The 24688-nt window shown below is 35.4% G+C and carries 20 protein-coding genes, 2 tRNA genes and 2 other annotated features; of the genes, 16 read left to right on the forward strand and 6 right to left on the reverse strand.

The window, feature by feature from the left end:
• Positions 1–86 precede the first annotated feature (86 nt).
• The 3 genes from BCR24_RS10810 to glmS all read left to right on the forward strand — a co-directional run bounded on the left by BCR24_RS10810 (position 87) and on the right by glmS (position 4881).
• Positions 87–1796 (forward strand): ABC transporter ATP-binding protein, encoded by a 1710-nt coding sequence (locus tag BCR24_RS10810; protein ID WP_069640537.1) that lies wholly within the window; start codon positions 87–89, stop codon positions 1794–1796.
• Positions 1793–2626 (forward strand): energy-coupling factor transporter transmembrane component T family protein, encoded by an 834-nt coding sequence (locus tag BCR24_RS10815; protein WP_069640538.1) that lies wholly within the window; start codon positions 1793–1795, stop codon positions 2624–2626. The genes BCR24_RS10810 and BCR24_RS10815 overlap by 4 nt, the downstream gene beginning before the upstream one ends.
• A gap of 443 nt (positions 2627–3069) precedes the next feature.
• Entirely contained in the window at positions 3070–4881 is a 1812-nt protein-coding gene (glmS, locus tag BCR24_RS10820; protein WP_069640539.1) for a glutamine--fructose-6-phosphate transaminase (isomerizing), read from the forward strand.
• A 237-nt stretch (positions 4882–5118) separates the two neighbouring features.
• Here glmS and BCR24_RS10825 read toward each other — a convergent pair whose 3' ends face one another.
• Both BCR24_RS10825 and BCR24_RS10830 read right to left on the reverse strand, forming a co-directional pair.
• Complete coding sequence (locus BCR24_RS10825; RefSeq protein WP_069640540.1) at positions 5119–6618, reverse strand: ATP-binding protein; 1500 nt, start codon at positions 6616–6618, stop codon at positions 5119–5121.
• Positions 6608–7306, reverse strand: a complete 699-nt coding sequence (locus BCR24_RS10830) for a response regulator transcription factor (protein WP_069640541.1) — start codon at positions 7304–7306, stop codon at positions 6608–6610. The genes BCR24_RS10825 and BCR24_RS10830 overlap by 11 nt, the downstream gene beginning before the upstream one ends.
• A gap of 284 nt (positions 7307–7590) precedes the next feature.
• On the opposite strand from BCR24_RS10830, the gene BCR24_RS10835 reads away from it, so the two are divergent.
• Positions 7591–7923 carry a hypothetical protein gene (locus BCR24_RS10835; protein ID WP_069640542.1) on the forward strand — a complete coding sequence of 111 codons (333 nt, stop codon included), beginning with the start codon at positions 7591–7593 and terminating at the stop codon, positions 7921–7923.
• Between the two features lie 275 nt (positions 7924–8198).
• Here the strand turns inward: BCR24_RS10835 and BCR24_RS10840 are convergent, their stop codons facing one another.
• Positions 8199–9092 (reverse strand): C40 family peptidase, encoded by an 894-nt coding sequence (locus BCR24_RS10840; RefSeq protein ID WP_069640543.1) that lies wholly within the window; start codon positions 9090–9092, stop codon positions 8199–8201.
• Between the two features lie 350 nt (positions 9093–9442).
• On the opposite strand from BCR24_RS10840, the gene BCR24_RS10845 reads away from it, so the two are divergent.
• The 5 genes from BCR24_RS10845 (at position 9443) to BCR24_RS10865 (ending at position 13501) form a co-directional block, all read left to right on the forward strand.
• The gene (locus BCR24_RS10845; RefSeq protein WP_069640544.1) at positions 9443–10024 is read left to right on the forward strand and encodes a TetR/AcrR family transcriptional regulator; all 582 of its coding nucleotides are present in this window, start codon (positions 9443–9445) and stop codon (positions 10022–10024) included.
• A gap of 143 nt (positions 10025–10167) precedes the next feature.
• Complete coding sequence (locus BCR24_RS10850) at positions 10168–11259, forward strand: ABC transporter permease (protein ID WP_069640545.1); 1092 nt, start codon at positions 10168–10170, stop codon at positions 11257–11259.
• A gap of 4 nt (positions 11260–11263) precedes the next feature.
• The gene (locus BCR24_RS10855) at positions 11264–11935 is read left to right on the forward strand and encodes an ABC transporter ATP-binding protein (RefSeq protein WP_069640546.1); all 672 of its coding nucleotides are present in this window, start codon (positions 11264–11266) and stop codon (positions 11933–11935) included.
• A 167-nt stretch (positions 11936–12102) separates the two neighbouring features.
• The gene (locus tag BCR24_RS10860; protein ID WP_069640547.1) at positions 12103–12393 is read left to right on the forward strand and encodes a hypothetical protein; all 291 of its coding nucleotides are present in this window, start codon (positions 12103–12105) and stop codon (positions 12391–12393) included.
• Positions 12394–12523: 130 nt separating this feature from the next.
• Positions 12524–13501 carry a tetratricopeptide repeat protein gene (locus BCR24_RS10865; RefSeq protein ID WP_240604503.1) on the forward strand — a complete coding sequence of 326 codons (978 nt, stop codon included), beginning with the start codon at positions 12524–12526 and terminating at the stop codon, positions 13499–13501.
• Between the two features lie 579 nt (positions 13502–14080).
• Here BCR24_RS10865 and BCR24_RS10870 read toward each other — a convergent pair.
• Positions 14081–14152, reverse strand: a tRNA-Arg gene (locus BCR24_RS10870).
• A 59-nt stretch (positions 14153–14211) separates the two neighbouring features.
• On the opposite strand from BCR24_RS10870, the gene rpoN reads away from it, so the two are divergent.
• On the forward strand, positions 14212–15537 hold the full coding sequence (gene rpoN, locus BCR24_RS10875) for an RNA polymerase factor sigma-54 (RefSeq protein ID WP_069640549.1): 1326 nt from the start codon (positions 14212–14214) through the stop codon (positions 15535–15537).
• A 78-nt stretch (positions 15538–15615) separates the two neighbouring features.
• On the opposite strand, the gene BCR24_RS10880 is transcribed toward rpoN, so the two are convergent.
• Entirely contained in the window at positions 15616–16110 is a 495-nt protein-coding gene (locus BCR24_RS10880) for a GNAT family N-acetyltransferase (RefSeq protein WP_069640550.1), read from the reverse strand.
• 187 nt (positions 16111–16297) lie between these two features.
• Positions 16298–16370, reverse strand: a tRNA-Thr gene (locus BCR24_RS10885).
• 519 nt (positions 16371–16889) lie between these two features.
• Positions 16890–17123, forward strand: a binding site (T-box leader).
• Between the two features lie 114 nt (positions 17124–17237).
• Positions 17238–17489 (forward strand) — a binding site (T-box leader).
• 65 nt (positions 17490–17554) lie between these two features.
• On the opposite strand from BCR24_RS10885, the gene BCR24_RS10895 reads away from it, so the two are divergent.
• The 6 genes from BCR24_RS10895 (at position 17555) to BCR24_RS10920 (ending at position 24672) form a co-directional block, all read left to right on the forward strand.
• A complete protein-coding gene (locus BCR24_RS10895; RefSeq protein WP_069640551.1) occupies positions 17555–18385 on the forward strand; it encodes a MetQ/NlpA family ABC transporter substrate-binding protein in 831 nt (276 codons plus the stop codon).
• An 11-nt stretch (positions 18386–18396) separates the two neighbouring features.
• A complete protein-coding gene (locus tag BCR24_RS10900; RefSeq protein WP_069640552.1) occupies positions 18397–19467 on the forward strand; it encodes a methionine ABC transporter ATP-binding protein in 1071 nt (356 codons plus the stop codon).
• Positions 19468–19490: 23 nt separating this feature from the next.
• Complete coding sequence (locus BCR24_RS10905) at positions 19491–20171, forward strand: methionine ABC transporter permease (RefSeq protein ID WP_069640553.1); 681 nt, start codon at positions 19491–19493, stop codon at positions 20169–20171.
• 26 nt (positions 20172–20197) lie between these two features.
• Entirely contained in the window at positions 20198–21031 is an 834-nt protein-coding gene (locus BCR24_RS10910; RefSeq protein WP_069640554.1) for a MetQ/NlpA family ABC transporter substrate-binding protein, read from the forward strand.
• A gap of 15 nt (positions 21032–21046) precedes the next feature.
• Positions 21047–22246: an amidohydrolase gene (locus BCR24_RS10915; RefSeq protein WP_069640555.1), complete on the forward strand. Its 1200-nt coding sequence runs from the start codon at positions 21047–21049 to the stop codon at positions 22244–22246.
• Between the two features lie 887 nt (positions 22247–23133).
• Positions 23134–24672, forward strand: coding sequence for an ABC-F family ATP-binding cassette domain-containing protein (locus tag BCR24_RS10920; protein WP_069640556.1), 1539 nt, complete (start codon positions 23134–23136; stop codon positions 24670–24672).
• Positions 24673–24688 lie beyond the last annotated feature (16 nt).

The following is a 24688-nucleotide window of genomic DNA, read 5'->3' on the forward strand; positions in this document are numbered from 1 at the left end:
CATTAAGAGCAAGAAAAAGCAAGCTTGTTTTTCAAAGCTAAAGAACCTTTTCTTGCTTTTTTTACATAGAAAAAGGAGCGACTTCAATGAAAAAACCACTGATAACGTTTGATAATTTTACCTTCCAATATCATAGTCAGGCTGAACCAACGTTACATAATATCAATCTAACGATCTATGAAGGAGAGAAAGTCTTGATCGTAGGACCTAGCGGTAGCGGTAAATCTACTTTTGCTCAATGCATCAATGGCTTGATTCCTTATAGCTTTGAAGGTGAAATAACTGGTAATGTAATGATTCGAGATAAAAAATTAACGGAAACAAGTTTATTTGATTTATCTTTTGATGTTGGAACTGTGCTACAAGATACAGATGGTCAGTTTATTGGATTAACGGTGGGAGAAGATATCGCATTTGCTTTAGAAAATGATGAAGTACCGCAAAAAAAAATGAAAGAGGAAGTCGATCATTGGGCTAGTATTGTTGGACTTAAAGAGTTTTTGAAACATCGGCCGCAAGATCTTTCAGGTGGGCAAAAACAGCGTGTATCTATGGCAGGAATCTTAATTGATGAAGCGCCAATTTTACTATTTGATGAACCATTGGCCAATCTTGATCCGCAAGCTGGCAAAGAAACGATTGCATTAATTGAAGAAATCCATCAAAAGACAAACACAACTATTTTGATTATTGAACATCGTTTAGAAGATGTTTTATATTGCTCAGTTGATCGAGTGATCGTCTTTAATGAAGGAAATATTGTTGCAGATTTACCGGCAGATGAGCTACTAAAAACAAATATACTAACAGAGCATGGAATTCGGGAGCCGCTTTATATAACTGCTATGAAATACGCTGGTGTAAATTTACAACAAGTTAAGGATTTGTCTAATATTGAAAAGGTTCACACATCAAATCTAAAAGAGCAGATGGAAAAATGGATGCAGAAAAAGGCGAAAATTTCTGTTCCCCCGCTAACTTCCCCATTATTAACGCTAAAAAATCTTACTTATCAGTATACGCGTAATAATCATTATGTTTTAAACGATATTTCTGTTACTTTTAATCGTGGTGATATGCTGAGCATCGTTGGCAAGAATGGCGCTGGAAAATCGACGTTATGTAAAGCTATTTGCGGATTTATTACGCCGCAATCAGGCGAGATGAGTTGGACAGGACAAAATTTTACAGACTATTCAATCAAAGAACGTGCGGATAAGATCGGTTTTGTCATGCAAAATCCTAATCAAATGATTTCTAAGAAGATGATCTATGAAGAGGTTGCACTAGGATTGGAATTGAGAGGTGTTTCAGAGGCTGAAATCAAAGAACGTGTTGAGAATGTTTTGAAAATTTGCGGCTTGTATTCGTTTCGTCGTTGGCCGATATCAGCGCTTAGCTTCGGTCAAAAAAAACGTGTGACGATTGCATCAATTTTAGTTTTAGAACCAGAATTGATTATTTTAGATGAACCAACTGCAGGACAGGATTTTAAACATTATACCGAGATGATGACGTTTTTGGAGAAGCTAAATGAAATGGGTGTAACGATTGCAATGATCACTCATGATATGCATCTTATGTTGGAATATACAAATCGAGCGTTAGTCGTATATGATGGGAAAATCATTGCGGATACAACTCCCGTAAAAGTTTTAACAGATCCTCAACTAGTAGAAAAAGCATCTCTTAAAGAAACAAGTTTATTTACCTTTGCACAACATTTAGGGTTGGATGATCCGTTTTTATTTACAGAAAACTTTATGGCCTATGATCAGGAGGTGCGTTTGAAATGAATGAGCATCAAATGTTAGGATACATTCCCGATAAAACGATTATCCATAAATTGAATGGAACAGCTAAATTAGTCTTTTTAATCTTATTATCAGTCGCTTGTATGACGACTTATGATACGCGTTTTTTGATTGGTATGACTGTATTTTCACTTGTGTTGTTTAAAGTGTCAAATATTAAATGGCATCAAATTTCTTTTGTTGTGAAATTTATTTTTATCTTTTCATTGCTGAATATTGTTGCTGTTTATCTATTTTCTCCTGAATATGGGGTAGAATTGTATCAATCTAGGACGGTAATTTGGGAAGGAATCGGTCGTTTTACACTCACCCAAGAACAGTTATTTTATGAATTTAATTTAGTGTTGAAATATTTTTGTACGATTCCTTTGGTTTTGATTTTCCTTTTGACGACTAATCCAAGTGAATTTGCATCAAGCTTAAATCGAATTGGTGTTAGCTATAAAATCAGCTATGCAGTAGCTTTAGCAATTCGTTATATTCCAGATATTCAAGAAGATTTTATTAATATATCATTGGCTCAACAAGCGCGGGGATTTGAAATGTCTAAAAAAGGAAAACTGACTCAACGCCTAAAAGGAACGGCGCAAATAGTTTTCCCTTTGATTTTGTCGAGTTTAGATCGAATTGAAATAATCAGCACAGCAATGGAGCTACGCCGTTTTGGCGAAAAGAAAAAAAGAACCTGGTATGCGCAACAACCATTTTGTCTATCTGATTTCTTAGTTATGGGGGTAGCAGTTGCCTTAACTGTTATTAGTTTTGCTCTGTTTAAAGTTAACGATGGGCGATTTTATAATCCATTTAGATAAAATTGGAAAAGCTTGTTAGAACTATCTAGCAGGTTTTTTTATATATACCAATTTTATTTTTTTATAAATTTGTTGACAGGTTAATTTGATCTATTGTATTATTAATGCAGTTTCTATTTTAAAAACAATAAAGGAGGATAGTTATACCAATATAGGATAGCGCCAGGCCTGAGCAGTCAGGTGACGAGGAAAGAACTTATCGAAAGATTCGGCGGATAGTTCTGGGGGCTGCACTCTTTAAGTTGGAAGCAAAAAATAATTGTAAAATTATAACAAAAGTTCAACTATGCAGAATAGAAACTTAAGCAGCGGACTCGAGAAAATCGAATTGGTTATAATAAAAAATAGGATTGCTTTTTTACAGATACGAACAAAGGCTGTATTTTTTATTTGATTGCTTCTTTTTGCTTGATCGATAACTTAAGGAAAGCAGGAATAATAGTATGTGTGGAATTGTAGGAATTATAGGAAAAGAAAATGCAACAGATGTTTTAGTACAAGGATTAGAAAAATTGGAATATAGAGGCTATGATTCGGCGGGGATTTTTGTAACGGATAAAGACAGACAGGAACATTTGGTAAAATCTTTAGGAAGAATTGCGGATCTACAAAACAAGCTCAACCCCGAGATTCAAGGAACAATTGGAATCGGACATACACGATGGGCGACTCATGGAAAACCTAGTGAAAGAAATGCCCATCCACATACCTCAAGTAATCAACGCTTTATTTTAGTCCACAATGGCGTAATTGAAAATTTTGAAGAAATAAAACAGGAATTTCTTCAAAATAAACAATTAGAGGGTGAAACGGATACAGAGATTGTGGTTTATTTGATTGAATACTTCTCAAACATTGGAATGACGACAAAAGAGGCTTTTAAAAAATCGCTGAGTGTAATCAAAGGCTCATACGCATTTGCTTTGATTGATAAACATAATCCAGAAATGATTTATGTCGCAAAAAATAAAAGTCCACTATTGATTGGGCTAGGCGATAATTTTAACGTTATATGCAGTGATGCCATGGCGATGTTGACGGAGACAAATCATTTTGTCGAGATTGCGGATGGTGAAATGGTAATTGTCAAAGCTGATAAGATAGAAATCGAAGATCAAAAAGGCAATCTAGTTTATCGTGAGTCGTATGAAGCACAATTAGATTTAAGTGATATTGAAAAAGGAACTTATCCTTACTACATGTTAAAAGAAATCGACGATCAACCGACAGTTATGCGTCGGGTCGTTCAGGAGTATACAGATTCGTTTGGAGAAACTGTGATTAATCAGGAAATCATTGACCATGTGACCGACAGTGATCGGATTTATATTATTGCCTGTGGCACAAGCTACAATGCTGGTTGGGTCGGCAAAGCAATTATTGAGAAGATGACGAATACGCCAGTTGAAGTGCATCTATCTAGTGAGTTCGGTTATAATATGCCGTTACTATCAGAGAAACCATTCTTCATTTTCCTAAGCCAAAGTGGTGAAACAGCCGACAGTCGTCAAGTACTTGTACAAGCGAATGAGTTTAGTTATCCTTCACTAACGCTAACAAATGTAGCGGGCTCAACGTTGTCTAGAGAAGCGGACTATACATTATTGCTTCATGCTGGACCAGAAATTGCTGTAGCTTCAACAAAAGCTTATACAGCTCAAATTGCTGTTTTAGCTGTTCTTGCTAAAGCTGTGGGTGACCATAAAGGCAACCAGTCTTCTTTAGATTTTGACATTGCGCATGAATTAAGTGTAATTGCCGCTGTTATGGAAACAATGATCGATGAAAAAATGGTGATTAGTCAATTAGTAGAAGACTATTTAGCTACTACGAGAAATGCCTTTTATATTGGTCGAGGAGTAGATTATTACGTTTCAATGGAGGCTTCGTTGAAACTAAAAGAGATATCGTATATTCAAGCGGAAGGCTTCGCAGCTGGAGAACTAAAACATGGCACAATTGCGTTGATCGAAGAAGGCACACCCGTTTTTGGTGTTGTTACAGATAAAAAGACAGCTGCTCATACTCGTGGGAATTTAAAAGAAGTTGAAAGCCGAGGAGCACATAATTTTGTGATTTCTCTACAATCGTTAGCGAAAGAGACAGATCAAGTCATTATACCGGATGTACACCCATTATTAACACCATTGGTCAGTATTATCCCAACACAATTGATTGCATACTTTGCAACCTTGCAAAGAGGGTACGATGTGGATAAACCACGTAATTTAGCGAAAAGTGTAACTGTAGAATAAAAGGCTGCAATAAGAGCGCCTAGATTGGAGAAATAAGAAGGAATTCACGAAAATTGCTCTTCAAATTTTTGTGAATTTCAGCTTATTTCCGAAGCCTTCAAATCTTAGTGCTTTAGCACTTAGAATTTGATGTGATCGAAGCGAAGCGTAGTGATTGCTTCTGCTCCCACCGTTTATACGGATTACTTGAGTCTGAGAGATAACTCGTAGAGTTATGTCCCAGACTCTCATCTTTTTCTATTCTACAGGTATTTTGATATAAAAAGTTGTTCCAGTTTTTTTATCACTGCTGACCTTTAGAGAAAAGTGATGTCGTTCAGCAATTTCTTTAGCAATCGCTAAGCCTAAACCAGTGCCATCTAATTGCTCTTTCGAACGAGCTTGATGGAAGCGTTGGAAAATCTCTTTTTGCTCATTTGGAGCAATATATGAACCAGGATTGTGAATACTGATAATCAACTGTTTTACTTCTAGGCCTGCTTGAATGGTAATAGTTGCTCCTATGGGAGAAAATTTAAGAGCATTTTCAATTAAAATGACAAAGAGTTGTCGAATCCGACCATAATCCCCATTGATCACAATGGGCTGATCGTCTAACTTATCTAGTTGCAATTGCTGTTGTTTTTCTACTGTTTTTAAGCGTAAACTTCGTATACTGTCAGTTAAAATATCATTGATTGAAACAGGCTCCATTGTAATACTAAATTCAGGATTTTCCAATCTAGATAGTTCCAGTAAATCATTGATCAGACCTTCTAAAACAATGGATTCAATTAAAAGTTGTTGATGATATTGTTTGATTTTTTCTGGTTGATTGATCAATCCGTCATTCAAAGATTCAAGTGAGCCACGAATCACCGTTACAGGTGTACGTAATTCGTGAGAAATTGTGGATAAGAAATTTTTTTGTGCTTGCTCGCGATTTTCTCTCTGGAATTTGGCTTCCGCAAGTCGATCTTTTAAAATAGTTAGTTTTGCTCCTAGTTGGCCCATTTCATCTGTTGTGTCAATGTCTAATACCTCATCATAATCTTCTACAACCAGTTGCTCAGTAAAAGTGCTCATTTTATTGATAGGAGCAATAAATTTTTTTGATAATAGAATAGATAGTAGCAGTCCAATGATCCAAGCAATCAAAATACTGATGAAAAGCAAAAAGTAACCTTGATTTTCTTCTTTATGCATACTGGAGATTGCTGAATGTAAAAGTACGACTGCAAGGACGGTACCATTGTTATCTTTTATTGGTGCACCGACGGTAACTGTTGGTGCACCGATAAAACGACTAAAAGCATCACTAGTGGCTGTTTTACCTGTATAAACTTTCTTGATAACATCTTGAGCATTATCAGGCAGCTCATTATATTCTTTCCTATGCATACCGTGCCCTACTGTGATCGTATCAGCATTTTCATCAACGATCCAAATATCATCAAGTGCTAATTGATCCATAAAAGTTAAAAAAGAAGAGTAGCCCATGCCCATTTTCATTGAAGAACCAGACCCCATCATGCCATGCATAGAAGAACTATTCTCGTCATTACTGTTTTCTTGTTCAATAAAATAATCGCGTAAAGTATCCGCAACCACAATTGCTCGGCGCGTCATTTCTTCCGTATGGATCGTTACAGTTTGTTTAGAAAATAAAATACTGAAAGCCAGACCAATAACCAATGAAAAAAGGAATAAAGTAAGTGAGAAGTATAGAATCAGTTTTCTAGTTAGCTTATTTTTCATTTTTGCCCTCGAATTTATAGCCTTGTCCCCAAACTGTCGCAATTTCCCAAGTTGGATGAGTCACTTCATCTAATTTTGCCCGTAACCGTTTGATATGAGTATCTACTGTTCGGGCATCGCCAAAGTAATCAATGCCCCACAAGCTATCTAAAAGATTATCTCTAGAGAATACTTTTTCTTGATTGGACAAAAGAAGCCATAGGAGTTCTAATTCTCTTTTAGTCAACATAATTTCTTGCTGGTCAATCGTTACTTTTTTTTCGTCCAAGTAAACAATCAAATTATCGTAAGTTAATTGTTCCATTGTATGTTGGTTCTCTTCTGTACGCTCGATTCGTCTTAGAATCGCTCTAATTCGTGCCATGACCTCGTTAGGTGAAAAGGGTTTGACAATATAATCATCTGCTCCAATATCTAAACCCATGATTCGATGATAGTCTTCTCCTTTTGCTGTGACCATGATGATCGGTACATTTGATGTTTCGCGTATTTGTTTGCAAACACCAAAACCGTCAAGTTTTGGAAGCATAACATCTAACAAGATAAGCTCAACCGAATGACTGAAGAACGCATCTAATGCAGCTACTCCATCAGAAGCGATAATCGGTGAGAAGCCTTCCTTTATACTATATTCTTTTAAAACCTCTGTAATTTGTATATGATCATCGACGATCAAGATATTTTTCATTTGATATCCTCCTAATTGCTCCTCTTTATTATAGTCAATAATTACTAGTTTAGGGAATTTATTTTCGACACATATTTGACACAATTCTTTATTAATCTAAAGAGGAACAGCTTTGGAATATAGCTTTGTGACTTGGATGGGCTGAAGCTAAATGACATAAATAGAATGAGTAGAGGTGAAGTGGGGGAATTCTTTCTCCTTGTAGAAAAAGTGCTCTATCCTTTCTTGTTCTCAGGCAGAGCTGGATGAGTTTAGGACAAATTTAAAATAGGAGGAAACAAGAAATGAAAAAGAACGTAATTAGCGGTTTATTTGTTGTACTATTTACAGGCTTGGTAGGATTTACCACGGTCAGCGAGGCTGTAGAAAGTCTGGATGATAATCAGATAGACACCTTTGAGATGCGACACAAACATGGACATCAACGAGGATTTAGAGCAAAAGAAGAGCGAAAAGTAGAAGCTCGGAAAGTAACGAAAGAAGAAGTAAATGAAAGTCAAGAAAAATGGGAAAAAGGAAATAACGATTCTTATAATAGACGTGAAAATAGCAATCACAATCAAGTGAACAACAAAAGGCAAAACCATCATGATACAATGAAGAACTATTGTCATTAAGCGACTAGAAAGATCAAAAAAATATTCCCCCATCAAATTGATAGAGGGAACACAAATCAAATTACACACAACTATAAAATACCATACTTTCTCATAATTCTCAACAATTTAAGTTTTTTTGTAAAAAAATGAGAATTGTTTTAGTTGTAAATCATAATTTGTTAAACATATTATTTTTTTGTTACAATATTAATTAAAAAATAGAGGAATACAAAGGAAAAAGAGCAAATAAAACTGAATTTTAGTTTTATTTGCTCTTTTCAATTTGAAAAAAATTATAAAATTCGTACAGCAAAATCAGGAGCATAGGAAGCAACTGTCGCAATTTGAACTACATCACCTGGAACAGGTGCATGAATATACGAACCGTCACCAGTTGAAATGCCAACATGATAAGTTCCACCGTGACTTCCCCAAAAAACTAAATCACCAGCTTGAGCTTCTGTGACCGAAATAATTGTGCCTGCAGTTTCTTGGTCAACGGTTGTTCGACCTAAAGCCTGTCCGGCAGATGCGAAAGCAACTTGAACTAATCCAGAGCAATCAAAAGCATCAGGGCCAGCGGCACCATACACATAAGGTTTACCTAAATGCGTTTTAGCAGCAGCGACAATTGCAGTACGAGTATCGGTTTGTTTTGCTTGTTCCGTTTTTTGTTTCTCTACTTGAGTTATTTTATCTGATAATTGAGCTGCTTGTTTTTCTGTTTCAGATTGCTGTTTTGAAAGAGTATCTGTTTCTATTTTTAATGAAGTTTCCTGTTGTTTTAATTCAATCAGTTGTTCTTTTTTGATGCTCTTAGCATCCGCTTGAATGGTAGTCGGTAAAAGCTCTGTTTTAAGTTTTATCATCTGTGTATTATCAGATTTTGAAGGGTTAGAAATTCTGCCAATTACTTCGATTTCTTCTATTTGATCAAGGGAAACTTGGATTTTCTTAATCTTTTTTTCTAAATTAGCTAATTGCTCATTTTTGTTATTTTTTTGATGAAGCAATTCTTTTTTGACCTCTTTTATTTGAGTTAACTTTTGGGCGTTTTCAGTAATGATTTGATCAGGGGCGACGGTTGTCTCGGCTGGATTTGCGAAGGCTTGTTCATTCAGTAATAGACCAGCAGATAAGGTTAAGCAACTTAGAAATAACGTAGTAATGAATTTATTTTTTTTCAAAAAAACGCTCCTTAAATTTTTGATTTTCTTTAAAGTAAACTTGTTTTTCCAAATTTATTTATTGGAAGGCCAGTTAATATTTAAACATAGCTTGTTAAAAAAGTATGTAAAAGGCAGGTTAAATGTTTATTTCTTCATTTACAAAAAACGTACTTTTATTTCAGGTAAGTTGCGAACTGTAACGTAATCAATGTTTTATTTCAATAACATTTGTCTGATAATAGTTAGTTAAGTAACGAAACAAAAAAGGACAATTTGGTTAAGATTTCAGCTAGCATTTTTAGTGACTATCTTTTTTTTTCGTTTTGATTTAAAATAGTTCATACAGTGAATATCGGAGGGGATAGGCAATGAAAAAGGAAACTGTATTTGATGTAACACATCAATTGATTCTAGAAACCGCCAAAGAATTGTTTTTAACAAACGGATACAGAAACACTTCGACTCGTGATATTGCCAAAGCAGCTAATATCACACAACCTGCATTGTACTATCATTTTTCCAATAAAGAGCTTCTGTTTATTGAAATCAATAAACAAATTGGCATTCAGTTAAAAAATGAGATTGAACAAATCCAAAAAGACCCGGATACTATTGAGAATCAGCTGATCAAATGTACAAAAGCCTTGCTAACTGTTTATCATAGAGATATTTTTTCATTTATTCATCAAAGTGCCGCTGAGATGGAACAAGAAAATAAGCAGCGACTATTTTACATTTTAAATGATTATTATTTAGAACCATTACAAGTTATTTTTGAAGCAAGTCAAACACCATTAAGCAACAAAGTGTCATCAAAAAAGGCAGCTCAGTTTTATCTGATGAGCCTGTCATTGCTATTTTCAACGATTCATCAACTATCTACAGAAAAAGAACGTTCAGAGCAAATTACTGAATTGATGAATATGGTTTTACATGGTGTTTTATCTTAAAGAATTGACAGTTTTTTTATCATCTGATAAAAAAATATTGTCTAATTCTTTTTTTTATGGTAATATTTTTATCAACCGATAAAAAATGTCTTTGCTTTTTTTTGAACATTTTTTTATCAATTGATAAAAAAGAGGTGGAATCCATGTTTTTAGGTTTAGAAGAGATGAAATTTTTTAAGTTAAGGTATACTTTAGTGATTGGTGTTATCGTGTTGGTTGCCTATGTTGCGTTTATGTTATCTGGTTTAGCTAATGGTCTTGCGCAAGGAGTGAGACAAGGCGTTGATCAATGGGATGCTACAAGTATTGTGTTATCTGAAGACGCGAATAAAAGTTTGAATGCGTCAAGCTTGGTCATGGATGATTTAAACCATGTAGAAGCAAAACAAAAAGAACCACTAGGACAATTTGCAGGAGCAATAAATAAAGTTGGTCAAAATAAAGAGGCTGATAAAATCAATATTTCTCTTTTTGGTGTGAGCATGAATAGCTCGATTAGACCCAAATTAGTTGAAGGGCGATATTTTGAGAACACTGGTGAAATCATCATTCCACAAAACTTAGTAGACAAAGGAATCAAACTTGGTGATACTGTAAAAATCGGAAAATTGGACAAAGAACTGAAAGTTGTTGGTATTACAAAACAAAATAGTTTTAGCATTGTGCCTTTGATTTATACATCACTAGATCAATGGCAAGAGCTTAAATTTGGTAAAATCATTGAAGGAGACAAAGCGCCAATCAATGGGATCGTCGTTCAGACTACGCCAACGAGTGAAATCAAGCTGGAAACTGTGGATGATCATTTAGTCAAATATAAAATTGAAGAATTTATTGAAAAGTTACCTGGATATAGTGAACAGAATCTTACATTAAATGCGATGATCTATTTCTTATTTGTGATCACAGCTGCGATCATTGGAATTTTCATTTATGTGATGACATTACAAAAAACGAGTTTATTTGGCGTAATGAAGGCTCAAGGAATTTCTAATGGTTATATTATTAAATCGATCATTGCACAAACCTTTATTCTAGGGGTGATAGGGGTTGCGATTGGGGTCGGCTTGACTTTGCTGACCAATCTAATTTTACCAAGCGCAATGCCTTTTGAATTAGATAGTACGAATTTAGTGATTTATAGCATCGTGTTGATTATCGTTGCTGTATTAGGCGGTGTCTTTTCAATTCGTACAGTCACACATGTTGATCCAATGAAAGCCATAGGAGGGTAAAAGAATGAATGATATTTTATTGATGGAGGATATTCGAAAAACATTCGGTAAAGGACATGCCAAAGTTGAAGCCTTAAAAGGAATCAATTTAGGTGTTAAAGCTGGAGAATTTGTCAGTATCATTGGCCCTTCTGGATCAGGTAAGAGTACTTTTTTAACGATTGCAGGAGGGCTACAGACACCTACAACCGGTAATATCATGATCAATGGAAAAGATTTTACCCATTTAAATGAAAAGAAGCGATCAAGATTACGTTTTGAAGAGATTGGGTTTATTTTACAATCTTCTAATTTGATTCCATTTTTAACTGTGGAAAAGCAATTTACTTTAGTTGATAAAATCGAAAAGAAAAAAATAGAAACACAGCGAATCAATGAATTATTGTCTTCTTTGGATATCGCCGATCTGATCCATAAATTTCCACGTGATCTATCCGGTGGAGAACGTCAGCGAGTGGCGATCGCGCGGGCATTATTTAATGAACCAAGTCTTATATTAGCTGATGAACCAACGGCAAGTTTAGACACAGAGCATGCCTATGAAGTCGTTAAAATTTTAGCAAAAGAAGCACACGAAAAGCAAAAGGCAACGATTATGGTCACACATGATCCGAGAATGATCGAATGGAGTGACAAGGTTTATCGCATTGAAGATGGTGAATTAATCAAAGAATAATAAAAAAAGGAGGGAAATAAACAAAAAAGTTTATTTTCCTTCTTTTTAAATTTAAGTGTTCTAAAAATCAATTTTAGGTTATGATAATAGTGGAGAAAAGTAAATGGTTGGATATACATGTGGTGAGAATATAAGAAGAAGTAGAGAACAGAAAGTGAGGCAATACAATGGATAATCGGGTAGAAGTAATGACTTTCTCACAATTAAAGAAAATTGTGGCAGAGTTAGAAGCAAATGATGCCATCCATGATGCTACAAAAGTATTTATTGATACAGGGTGGGATAGTGTTCAAGAAGTTGAACCAAATGCTTTTCATGTAGAAGAAGTTGTAGAATTTAAGGTGCAAGATGAATTGACAAAAGACTTTTATGTTGGCTATACATTGAGTGAAAAAGCAGAACGAATGCAGGCACAAGGGCAATCAGAAATGGCTGTTATTATTCGAAATTTATATTAGAAGTTCATTGAGCTTATAGGATAGTTAGTTAAGTAAGGGGTTTCCTTTTTAAAGTATACACACTATTTCTTTTTTGATAGTAATTATGTGAATAATTACGATATCATGGGAAATAAACATTAGGAAGGTGGTGTTTCTTTTGACAAATAAAATTCCATTTCCAAAAAACTATGAACGGTTTATTGAGCTGGGACAGGAAGCAGCAAAACAAGGAGATTTAGTTGAAGCTGTTGGTTACTACGAACAAGCTTATGCAATTCGACAAGACTTTCCGTTAAATCTAGTGTTGGTAAATATGTACTTAGAAATAGATGAAAATGATCAGGCATTATCTTTAGCTTCAGAAATGAAAGAACATTATTTCGCTTATTTAGATTATATGGAGTTGTATATCCAAATCCTGATCCAAAATCATATGTTTATTCAGGCACATAGTATTATCAACGAGCGAATTTTGATGGAGCAAAGCGGTGAAATGAGAAAATTGATTTCTTTAAAGAAGAAAATTCGGCATGTGGAACTGATGTATCAGCAATTTGAAGTGAGTAAAATCAAAGAATTAAAAGAAGAATTGCTTCATCTAAATACCCATAACCATTATGAACAATTAGCAATCGTCAAAAAAGCTGGCCAACTTCCCCAAGATGAATTTATTGCGATTGGAAAGAAAATTCTACTGGATGATCAGGTACATAATTTAGTTCGATCATGGATCTTGGAAGAGCTTGTCAGTCTTCATGTAAAAGAAGAAGTTGAGTTTTTGTGGAGAGATAACAAGAAATACACAGTTATCCCAGCAGCTGTCGGTATGCCATTGGATTGCGCAGCCTATCAAAGGATTCTATTATTTTTAGAAAAAGAATTGATCAATGATGATCCCATTTTACTAGTAGATATCATGGAGGAAATCAGGCTGCATTTTGCATTATTGTATCCTTTAGCTGATGAAATCATTGAAGAACCTCGACTGTGGGCGATTAGTTACATTATTTCCTATAATCATTCGATTGCACAAAAATATCAGATAGATGAAAAACGTACAGAAATAGAAAAAATCCAGAAAATCCAAAGCAAGATTCGTTTTGAACTGGAGACGATGATTTTATAAGAATTGACAAAAGAGAAAGCGCCCACCAAAAGATAGCTCGATACTCTAGCTTTTAGCGGGCGTTTTTTATGTGGATAATAAGTGGGAAAATTATTTTCTTGGTGTACGATTGATAAATAATAATAACAGAAACGAGAGCAAGAAATATAAGAGGATTCCTCCTTGGATCAAAGTAATAACTAAAAATAACACTTGATAATCAATAGCACTAAATTGATTAAAATAATGTGTGAAGATAACTTCTGTAAGAGCTAAAAAGAGCGAAATAACTAGTAGCCTTGTGTGACGCTGACTCAATATTATCAACTACCTAACTAATATATTTTCCAAAAAAACTATAATAACACACAAAACCGGCATTTATTTATCAAATTTTATATAAAATTGATAGATAAATGAGAAAAGGGAGAGAGGCAACAATAATTTAGCTCTAATGAAAAAAGGTTTATAAAAAAAACACTACACTATTGTAGTGCACCGGTTAGAACTACTACGATAATCTAGCGAAAACTGGTCTACATCTGCCTGTAAACTATGCTATAATGCTACATGTAGTAGGAAACTAGTAGTCAAAAAAGATGCGCCCTGAGGGAATCGAACCCCCGTCTCAAGAACCGGAATCTTACGTGATATCCACTACACTAAGGGCGCAAGCACGTCTACTAGTTTAGCTGATATTTTGATAAATTACAAGGGGGAGGACCAAGAAATTGAAATTCGAACAACATTTATCACAACAACAAAAACAAGTCCAAAAACTTGCAATGACACAACAATTACAACAATCGATACAGATTTTACAATACAATTCAGAAGAGCTTTTTGCATACATAGAATCTAAGTCATTGGAAAACCCTTTGATCGATATACAAACAGAGACAAACTATGGAGATTTTCCAAGTTCTAGTAGTCGAACTTATACAAATGAAGAAAATAATTATTTAAATCAAATTCCTGACGATCACACCTCGCTTTTTGAATATTTGATCGATCAAATCCACTTAAATTATCGTGATACTTATTTACGTACTTTAGTATTATTTCTAGTTGAATCTATTGATTTAAATGGTTATTTGATGATTGATTTAGAAGAAGCCTGTTTAAAAACAGGCGCAAAATCAATTGAGATGTTGGATGCTTTGACATTGATCCAACAATTAGATCCGGCCGGTGTCGGTGCAAGAGACTTACGTGAATGTTTGATGTTGCAGGTTGAACGAGATGATAATGCACCTGAATTGGCTTATATTGTGATTGAGGAGGAATTTGATCATTTAGCTAATCGCAAGTGGGGTCTGATTGCTAAAAAATTTGATGTCAGTTTATCAGAGATTCAATTGATTTTTGATTATATTCAGAACTTGACACCTGCGCCAGGAAGTATTTTTGAATCCACTTCTGGATTGTATATCCGCCCTGATTTAACCTTACGAATCAAAGACAGGCAGCTTACTGTGATTTCAAACAAAGCGGGTACGCCCACGATCCAGTTCCAACAAACCTATTTTGAACGAATGCAAGCAACGGATGATAAAGAGGTTCAAGAATACATCAAGGAAAAGAAAAATGAATTCGAATGGTTAGAAAAAACAATCATGCAACGTGGCGATACGATTTTAAGAGTTGGAACAGAGATCGTCCAGTGTCAGCAGGAATTCTTTTTAAAAGAAGATCGACCGCTAAAACCGATGACTCTAAAAGAGATTGCTGAAGCGTTAAACATCCACGAATCCACAGTCAGTCGGACAGTTAATGGTAAATATTTGGAAACAGAATTTGGTGTATTTGAGCTTCGTTCATTTTTTTCTCATGGATTGTCAAATGATAGCACAGGAGAAGAAACGTCAACTGGTAGTATAAAAAAACAATTACAGACTTTAGTTGATAATGAGAATAAAGCTAAACCATTTTCTGACCAGAAATTGGTGGACTTGCTAAAAGAACATGGGATAGAAATTTCGCGTCGAACGGTTACAAAGTATCGGGAAGCTTTGGGAATACCTGCTTCATCTAAGCGAAAGAGATATGATGATTGAAAATTAAGTGTATAACAAAAAAGTGTCTAGCTCTTAGAAAAAGAGCGGACACTTTTTAGTCCATTCAGAAATTGAAAACTAGGGTTGCCAAATCAAATGTTCAGAAGGTAGCCCATCTTCAATCCCTTGCCAAACAGAAACAAACGCATGTTTTTCTAATAAATGTTTCGAAGCACTATTTTTAGGATCAATAATGGCGTAAACAGTGAATTGAGATAGAGATCTTGAGCGTTTTATCCAGTCTAGAAAATGTGCAATCACAAGAGTTGCATACCCTTTCCCCCATTTTTCAGGTAGTATCATATACCCAATTTCGATTTTATCTTCGTCATCCCAAGATAATTTGCCAAAGCCGATATAGGTTTCTTGATCAAAAATTTTGTAATAGCCTGTTTGGTCATTATGAGTAGCATTATAGTGTAGAATTTTTTTGAAGTTATCAACAACTTCAGTTTCCGATTCAGCTTTTTCAGTAATGTAGCGCATAACACGAATGTCTTGAGTAAGAATAGAATAGAGTATCTGATCATTTTTTTGATAGAATTCGAATGTTAGTTTTTTGTTATTCGACATCAGTTGATTGTCACCTCCAAAGGAATTATCTATTTTTATTATATTCGTTTTTTTACAAAGATTGAATGACTATCTGTTTATGTTCGAAGTAGACGGCTTGAATCAGAAGAGGGGGCGCTATCAACACGTTAAGAGGACAGCAAAAAACTGTACCCCCAGACTACTTGAAAATACAGCTTCTATAGTAAGCCACCTGACGGATTCGAACCGTCGACCCCCACCTTACCATGGTGGTGCTCTACCAGCTGAGCTAAGGCGGCACATTATTATGTAATACAGATAACAGATTACCGTAGATGCTGAAGTTTGTCAATAAATTTCCGCTTAAATCAGAAGATTAAAAAATTGTGAATTGTTATATAATAAACGCTTGATCTTGACGAACAGCTCTCAAATGTTATTAACAGGATTTAGAATCTATTGGTAAACTAAAATGAAAGGGAGAAAATAAATATTTTTATTGTTTGGGGTAGTCGAGGTTTTGAAAAGGATTTAGGGGATACCGTGATTTAATGTGATTGTAGCCCTTGTAATAACGAAGTAGTCATGCAGGGAAAACAAATCGGGCGTAAATTTACGTTATTTTGGATCCCACTTTTCACTACATCATCTGGTCATTATTTGTTGTGTCCAATTTGTGGATACGGGAAAGAATTATCAAAGGAAGTCTTAGAACAGTACTTGGTAAATACAGCTGAAACAATTACTGAGTAAAAAATAAAAAAATGTTTGACATCGATTTTATTTTCCAGTAGAATACAATGTAACAACAAATGAATATTCGTCCGTTGAAGAGAAGAGTAAATTTGGATGTGCTTTATTAGAGAGTCTCGGTAGGTGAAAAGAGATAAGTGCAAAAGGATTGAAGATGGCCTCATGAGGATATGCTGTTGATACGTAAGCAGCTTCGGGAAAGCACCCGTTATCAAAGCGACAAGTTGTAAGACTTGGTCTAAGAAAAGTAATTTTTTTACTTTAAAACAAAGGTGGTACCGCGATTATTCGCCCTTTACTAGCATAAGCTGGTAGAGGGCTTTTTACATGTTCAACATCTAATTACATAGCAATTAGATGTTGAACAGTACAAGACTGACGAAGGAAGTGTTGATCCTTCAAATAATTAAATAAACAAAGCAATGAGATGGAAAGTACAGATGAAACGATATCTAACAGAGAGCTTGGGTAGCTGAAAACAAGCGGTAAACGAAATCTGGAAAATGGCCATTGAGCAGCGCTTCGAATGAATGATTCATAAGACAGCGACGGATGCACCCGTTACCGTGCTAGAGTATAATCGATCAGTGATCGCCGTACTTGACGAGGATATTTATGTGAATAAATATCAAATAGAGGTGGTAGCACGCAAAAGCGTCCTCAAATGTATAATTTAATACATTTGAGGACGCTTTTTTCTTTTATAAATAAAGTAATGGAGGGAAGAGACATGAAGAAAAAGTTAGTTGGAGTTTTGTTGATCATAACAGGGATCATCGGCATTACGGCATGTGGAAATAACGATCAGGGTGTATCAGAAAAAAAAGAAAGCAAAGTTATCCGAGTCGGGACATCACCAGGGCCTTATAGTGAATTATTTCTAGAGGCAGTCAAACCGATTTTAGAAAAAGAGGGTTATCAAATAGAACAAACAGAGTTTACAGAACTAATTCAAGCAGATGTGGCTTTAACAGAGGGAGCAATTGATTTAAATGTTGATCAACATACAGCGTATTTGAATAATTTTAATGAGAATAAAGCAGCTCACTTAGTCGGGATTACATCAATTCCAACTGTTCCAGCGGGACTATTTCCAGGTAGAAAAACCAATTTAGAGGAGGTAAAAGAACAAGATAAAATCGGGATTCCTGATGATGCCTCAAATACTGCACGAGCATTCAATCTCTTAGAAAAAGCGGGGTGGATCAAATTAAAAGAAGGAGTTGATCCAGTTAAAGCAACAAAAGAAGACATTGAAAGTAACCCAAAAAATTTAGAACTGATTCAAATGTCATCAGCGCAGATCCCCCGAAGTTTAGCAGATTTAGATTACGCAGTGATTCCTGGAAGCATTGTTTATAGCGCCAAACTTGAACCTAATGACAGCTTACTTTCAGAAGATGTCTTAAAAGAGTATGAACTGGTTGCAACGGTAGATGAAAAGAATTCAGAGAGTGCCTGGGCCAAGGACGTTGTGAAAGCTTATCATTCAGACACATTTAAAAATTATTTAAAGGAACATAACCAAGGAAACTACTGGTTTATTCCAAAAGAATTATAGGAGGTGCAAAAATGATTGAATTAAAAAATATCGATGTCACATTTTATCAAAAACAACAACAAATTAATGCGGTACAAGATGTTTCCTTAACGATTGAAAAAGAAGATGTCTTTGGGATTGTAGGGTATTCAGGAGCAGGTAAGAGCACTTTAGTTCGTGTGATCAATTTACTTCAACGACCAACAGCTGGTGAAGTTTTAATTAATAAAAAGAATATTCTTCACTTTTCACCGAAAGAACTCCGAACACAGCGTAAAAAAATTGGGATGATTTTCCAACATTTTAATTTAATGAAGGAACGAACAATCTTCGCCAATGTAGACTTTTCACTAAAATATTCTGGATTATCAAAGGAACAACGCAAAGAAAAAATCGAACGTTTGCTTGATCTAGTAGGACTGTCCGATAAAAAGGATGCTTATCCGAGTCAGTTATCCGGTGGACAGAAACAGCGAGTAGCGATTGCTAGAGCCTTAGCCAACGATCCAGAAATCTTATTATGTGACGAAGCGACCAGTGCGCTTGATCCAAAAACTACGATCCAGATTCTAGAGTTATTAAAAAAATTAAATAAAGAACTAGGCTTAACAATCGTTTTGATCACCCATGAAATGCAAGTAGTGAAGGAAATTTGCAACAAAGTAGCTGTGATGGAAGCTGGACAGGTGATTGAGCAAAATGATATTGTGTCGATTTTCAGTCAGCCTAAAGAAGCCTTGACGAAGGACTTTATTCGAACTGCGACACATATTGATCAAGCGTTGGAAACGATTATTCAGCATCCTAGTTTAACGAATTTAAGTGGAAATGAAGTGTTGGTAGAATTCTCGTATGTGGGAGAACAAACAAGTGAGCCGTTGATTGCGCAACTTTACAGCAAATACCATGTTGTGACGAATATCCTATATGGCAATGTAGAAATTTTACAGCAAGTTCCTATTGGAAATCTGATTGTGATTCTTTCGGGAGAGGAGAACCAACGGGAGAGGGCGTTAGACTTTTTACAAAGACAAGGTGTGAAAATCAAAGTCCTGAAAGATTACGAGGGAACAAAAAATATCGTACCGTTACAAGTTATCTAAAGTAAAGAAAAGGAGTGCCAATTATGCAGACATTTTTACAAAATTATTTTCCAAATGTGCTATTACTAAAACAAGAATTTATCGATAGTACGATCGAAACATTATATATGGTCTTTTGGACAGCAGTTATTGCTGGAATCTTAGGTACGTTACTTGGCGTTGTTCTAGTTGCAACAGGTCCTGAAGGAATTTTAGCCAATCGCTTTATTTATAATATTTTAGAAAAAATCATTAATGTATGCCGATCCATCCCTTTTATCATCATGCTGGCATTGATTCAGCCGCTCACTCGTTTTTTAACAGGAACAACGATTGGAACAACGGCTGCTTTAGTGCCGCTGGTGATAGGAGTGATTCCATTTTTTGCAAGACAGATTGAGAATGCTTTATTAGAAGTTGATTCAGGTGTGATCGAAGCAGCTGAGTCAATGGGAACTAGTCCATTGGGCATTATTTTTAGGGTTTATTTAGTTGAAGGGCTGCCAAGTATTATCCGTGTTTCATCCGTTACAATAATTAATTTAATTGGGCTGACGGCAATGGCTGGAGCAATTGGAGCGGGCGGTTTAGGAAATTTAGCCATCACCAGAGGCTACAATCGATTCCAAACAGATGTGACAATTGTAGCAACATTGATCATTTTAGTTTTAGTTTTTGCTAGTCAGTTTATCAGTAATACATTGATCAAAAAAACATCTCATTAAAATAATAAGTGGAAAGAGGAAATAGAATGAAAAAAACAATTAAAATTATCGGATTAGCTTTAACAATTGGATTTATCTTAGCTGGATGTTCTGCGGGGAGTGCTAAAAGTGAGAAGAGTGAAGTCGTGAAACTAGGTGTAGTTGGGGCCAATAATGAAGTTTTAGAATCAGTAAAAGAACGTTTGAAAGATGAGGGAATTGATCTTCAGCTTGTCGAATTTTCCGATTATACACAACCAAATGCTGCCTTAGCGGAAAAAGAAATTGATTTGAATTCATTCCAACACCAAATTTTCTTGGATAACTATAACAAAGAACATAAAACAGCGCTTGTTTCGATTGGGAATACAGTCAGTGCGCCGTTAGGGATCTATTCTTCTAAAATAAAAGACATCAAAGAATTAAAAAATGGTGCTGAAATCGCCATCCCAAATGATGCAACAAATGGTGGACGCGCGTTATTACTATTACAAAGTGCTGGTTTAATCAAGGTTGATCCAGCTAAAAAACAAACACCAACAGTCAATGATGTGACAGAAAATAAATTGAATCTAAAAATCACAGAATTAGATGCTTCTCAAACTGCTCGAGCACTTCAAGATATTGATGCTTCTGTTATTAATAGCGGAATGGCCGTAGATGCTGGTTTTGTTCCAACTAAAGATGCGATTTTCCTAGAACCAGTTGATGAAACATCTAAACCATACGTCAATATCATTGTTGCCCGTAAAGAAGATGAAGACAATAAAACGTACAATAAAGTGATCGATACCTATCAACAAGAAGAAACAAAGAAAGTCATCGAAGAAACGTCAAAAGGGTCAAGTATTCCAGCTTGGGAAACATTTGGCAGAAAATAAGAGGAGGATAAATAAATGACTGTAGTAACAAAACAATCGATCAAAGCAGAAATTCAAGAAAATTCAGACAATGTGATTGCGCTAAGACGTCATTTTCATCAATATCCAGAAGCCAGTTTAAAAGAGTTTGAAACGATCAAACGAATCAAAGAAGAGCTTGAAAAATTAGCGATTCCTTATGAAGCAGTTGGTGAAACTGGCGCTTTGGCAACCATCACTGGTAAAAAAGGAACTGGAAAAACGATTCTTTTAAGAGCGGATATTGATGCCTTAGAATTAGAAGATGCTACTGGGAAAAACTATCAATCAAAAAATCCTGGGTTGAATCATGCTTGTGGACATGATGGTCATGCAGCTGCGTTATTAGGTGCAGCTAAAGTGTTGAAAAATCATGAGGAAGACTTTAGTGGAAGCATCAAATTAGCGTTTCAGCCAGCAGAAGAAATTGGCGCGGGTGCTTGTCAATTTGTAGAGGGTGGTTTTGTTGAAAATGTCGATCAAGTTTTTGGCATTCATTTAGATTCCAGCATTCCTGTAGGAAAACTAGTGGCCACCAAAGGAGCGACGAATGCATCTTGTGATATTTTCAAAATTGAAGTTGAGGGGTTAAGTAGTCATGTTGCACAGCCGAATGTTGGGCGAGATGCAGTGTTAGCCGCTGCAAGTATTGTCGTAGAACTTCAAAAAATTGCGGCTAGAGAAGTCAGTCCTCTAGATCCAGTGGTGGTTGGTATTGGCGTACTTGATGCAGGTACTCGCTATAATATTGTAGCGAATCATGCAAGAATCGAAGGAACTGTACGAGCATTTAGCCATGAAACGCGAGCGTTTGTTTTGAAACGTGTAGAAGAAATTTCTGAACAAGTCGCTGAAGCTCATCGAACTAAAATTGCTTCTTTTCATATTCATGATGCGGCAGGTCCGTTGATCAATGATGATACAGCAACCGAATTAGCGCAAGAAGTAGCGGCAGAAATCGTTGGGCGGGACAACGTCGTAACGGATCACATCAAAAGCTTAGGAGCAGATGATTTCGCTGATTTTTTGCTAAAAGCTCCAGGTGTTTATGGTCGTGTTGGGACTCGAAATCTGGATAATCTTGATACACAGTATGGTCATCACCACGAAAAATTTGATATTGATGAAGCAGGACTAGCGTTGGCAACAGAATTTCATGTATGCTATGCGTTAACCTATTTGAAATCTTTAGAATAGTGAGACCAAAAAGGATAAGTATGGTGGAATAATCAACTGCCATACCTATACTTATTTATTTCTACTTGATGAGGTTGTAGACATTGATTCTATTAAACTAACATGAATTGTACAGTTTAAATAGATGTTGGACGATTTAATTATCGCATAGGAGCCATTATTACAAGTGATTTAGGTTTATTAGGTGTATCAAATTCAAATGAACCGTCTGTCTATTCAGTTGGTGGACGGGTGTAGCGATTGAAAGAGACGTTTTTGAAAAAACTGGGAAAAGAATGAAGCAGAAAAAAATAGTTTTTTTTCATGAAATTTTTTATACAGCTGCATTGGTTATCCTTTGGGGGAGTAACGGATGCAGATATCAGACCTGCCTTTAAAAAAATATAACGAATGGAAAAAAATCGGTACAACATCTTCTTCAAAAAAAGTAGAATCTTTGCTTTTCAAACAAATTATGGTAAACTAATTTTGTAAAGAAAGGTGATTAAGAATGTTTGTTCTTTCCGATAAATTTGTAAAAAGAATCAGCTCCCGACAGTTGAATGTGATGAAGCATTGTTGTGGAGCCTAATAAAATGAACGCTTCATCGTTTAAGAAGAATACTGAATTTTTTTAGACTAGTCGCTAGTCTTATTTAGTATTTTTTTGGCGATGGATGATGATTTTTTATAGCGCTGATTGAAGGACAACGTGTTTTATACGTTGTCCTTTGTTGAGAGCAGAACAAGGGATAAGATAGGGAAACCTATTTGGTCGCTTGTTTTTTTGTATCAAACTGAAAAGAACAAATTGATTTTAAACGTATAAAACAGTTGTCTAAGACAAGTTTAACTATCGAATAAATAGCACTTAAGACAAATCAAGAAATAGAAATGAGGAAAAGCAAATGAGCATATTAACAATTGAACATTTAACCCAACGCTTTGGTGAAAAGATTCTTTATGAAGAAGCATCTTTGCGAGTCAATAAAGGGGATCATATGGGACTTACTGGTCAAAATGGGGTTGGAAAATCAACATTAGTCAAAATTTTAACTGGTGAAATTTTAGCAGATGATGGCACGATCACTTGGCAAAATAATACTAAAATTGGTTATTTAGATCAATATGTGGAAGTGATTGGAAATAGTACGATCAATGAATTTTTACAGCAAGCTTATCAACCATTGTATGAAATAGAAACGAAAATCAATCAACTATATACAAAATTTGGTGAAACTGGGGAGGACAAGTTACTAGAACGAGCTGGGAATTTTCAAACACAGCTAGATGAAAGTGATTTTTATCAAAGGGATACAATCATCAATGATCTTGCTAATGGCTTGGGGATTGAAGCAATCGGGTTAAATCGACCGATGAATGAATTAAGTGGAGGTCAACGATCAAAAGTGATTTTGGCAAAACTGCTGTTAGAAGAACCAGATGTCTTACTTTTAGATGAACCAACAAATTATTTAGATGATACTCATATCGAATGGTTGATCAATTATTTAAATAGCTTTACTGGCACATTTATTTTAGTTTCTCACGACTATCATTTTTTAAATGCTGTCACTAATTGTATCTGTGATATTGAATTTGGTAAATTAACAAAATATACAGGAAATGTTAAAAAATCATTTGCTCAAAAAGAGCAGAACAAAGAAAGTTATTTGAAACAATATCATGCACAACAAGCGAAAATTGAAAAAGCCGAAGCGTATATTCGTAAATACAAAGCGGGAAATCGCGCAACGATGGCTAAAAGTCGTCAGAAGCAATTAGATCGAGTGGAACGATTGGCACCACCTGGAAGTTTGATGAAACCGCAAATCCAGTTTCCTTACCAGTCGATTGTCGCAAGTTTAGCTTTAGTGACAAATGAGTTGGTGATCGGTTACAGTGAACCATTATTAGCCCCAATCAATTTATCCATTCATAGTGGTGAAAAAGTTGCAATCAAAGGCTTTAATGGTATTGGAAAATCCACATTGATCAAAACGTTAACTGGGAAAATCAATGCCATCAGTGGCGAATATCAATATCCTGCCAATACTAAAATTGCGTATTTCTCCCAAGAGTTGACGTGGGACAATGATTATTTAACACCACTCGCTTATCTAAGCGATCGTTTTCCTAAAAAGACCGTTAAAGAAATACGTACCTATCTGGCAAAATGCGGCTTACCTGATAAATTAGTGAATCAACCGTTACGCTTATTAAGTGGGGGAGAACAAACAAAGGTAAAATTAAGTGAACTGACAATGGAGAGCAGCAATCTTATCTTCTTAGATGAGCCAACGAATCATATTGATGCTGCAGCGAAAGACAGTTTGCGACAAGCAATTCAGCATTTTCAAGGAACAATCGTAATCGTTTCTCACGAAGAGGAGTTTTATATAGATATCACCGATCGTGTGATTAATATTGAAGACATGATACAATAGAAAATGTGGAGTTGAC

This window comes from Enterococcus ureilyticus (assembly GCF_001730315.1).
GTDB lineage: Bacteria > Bacillota > Bacilli > Lactobacillales > Enterococcaceae > Enterococcus_L > Enterococcus_L ureilyticus.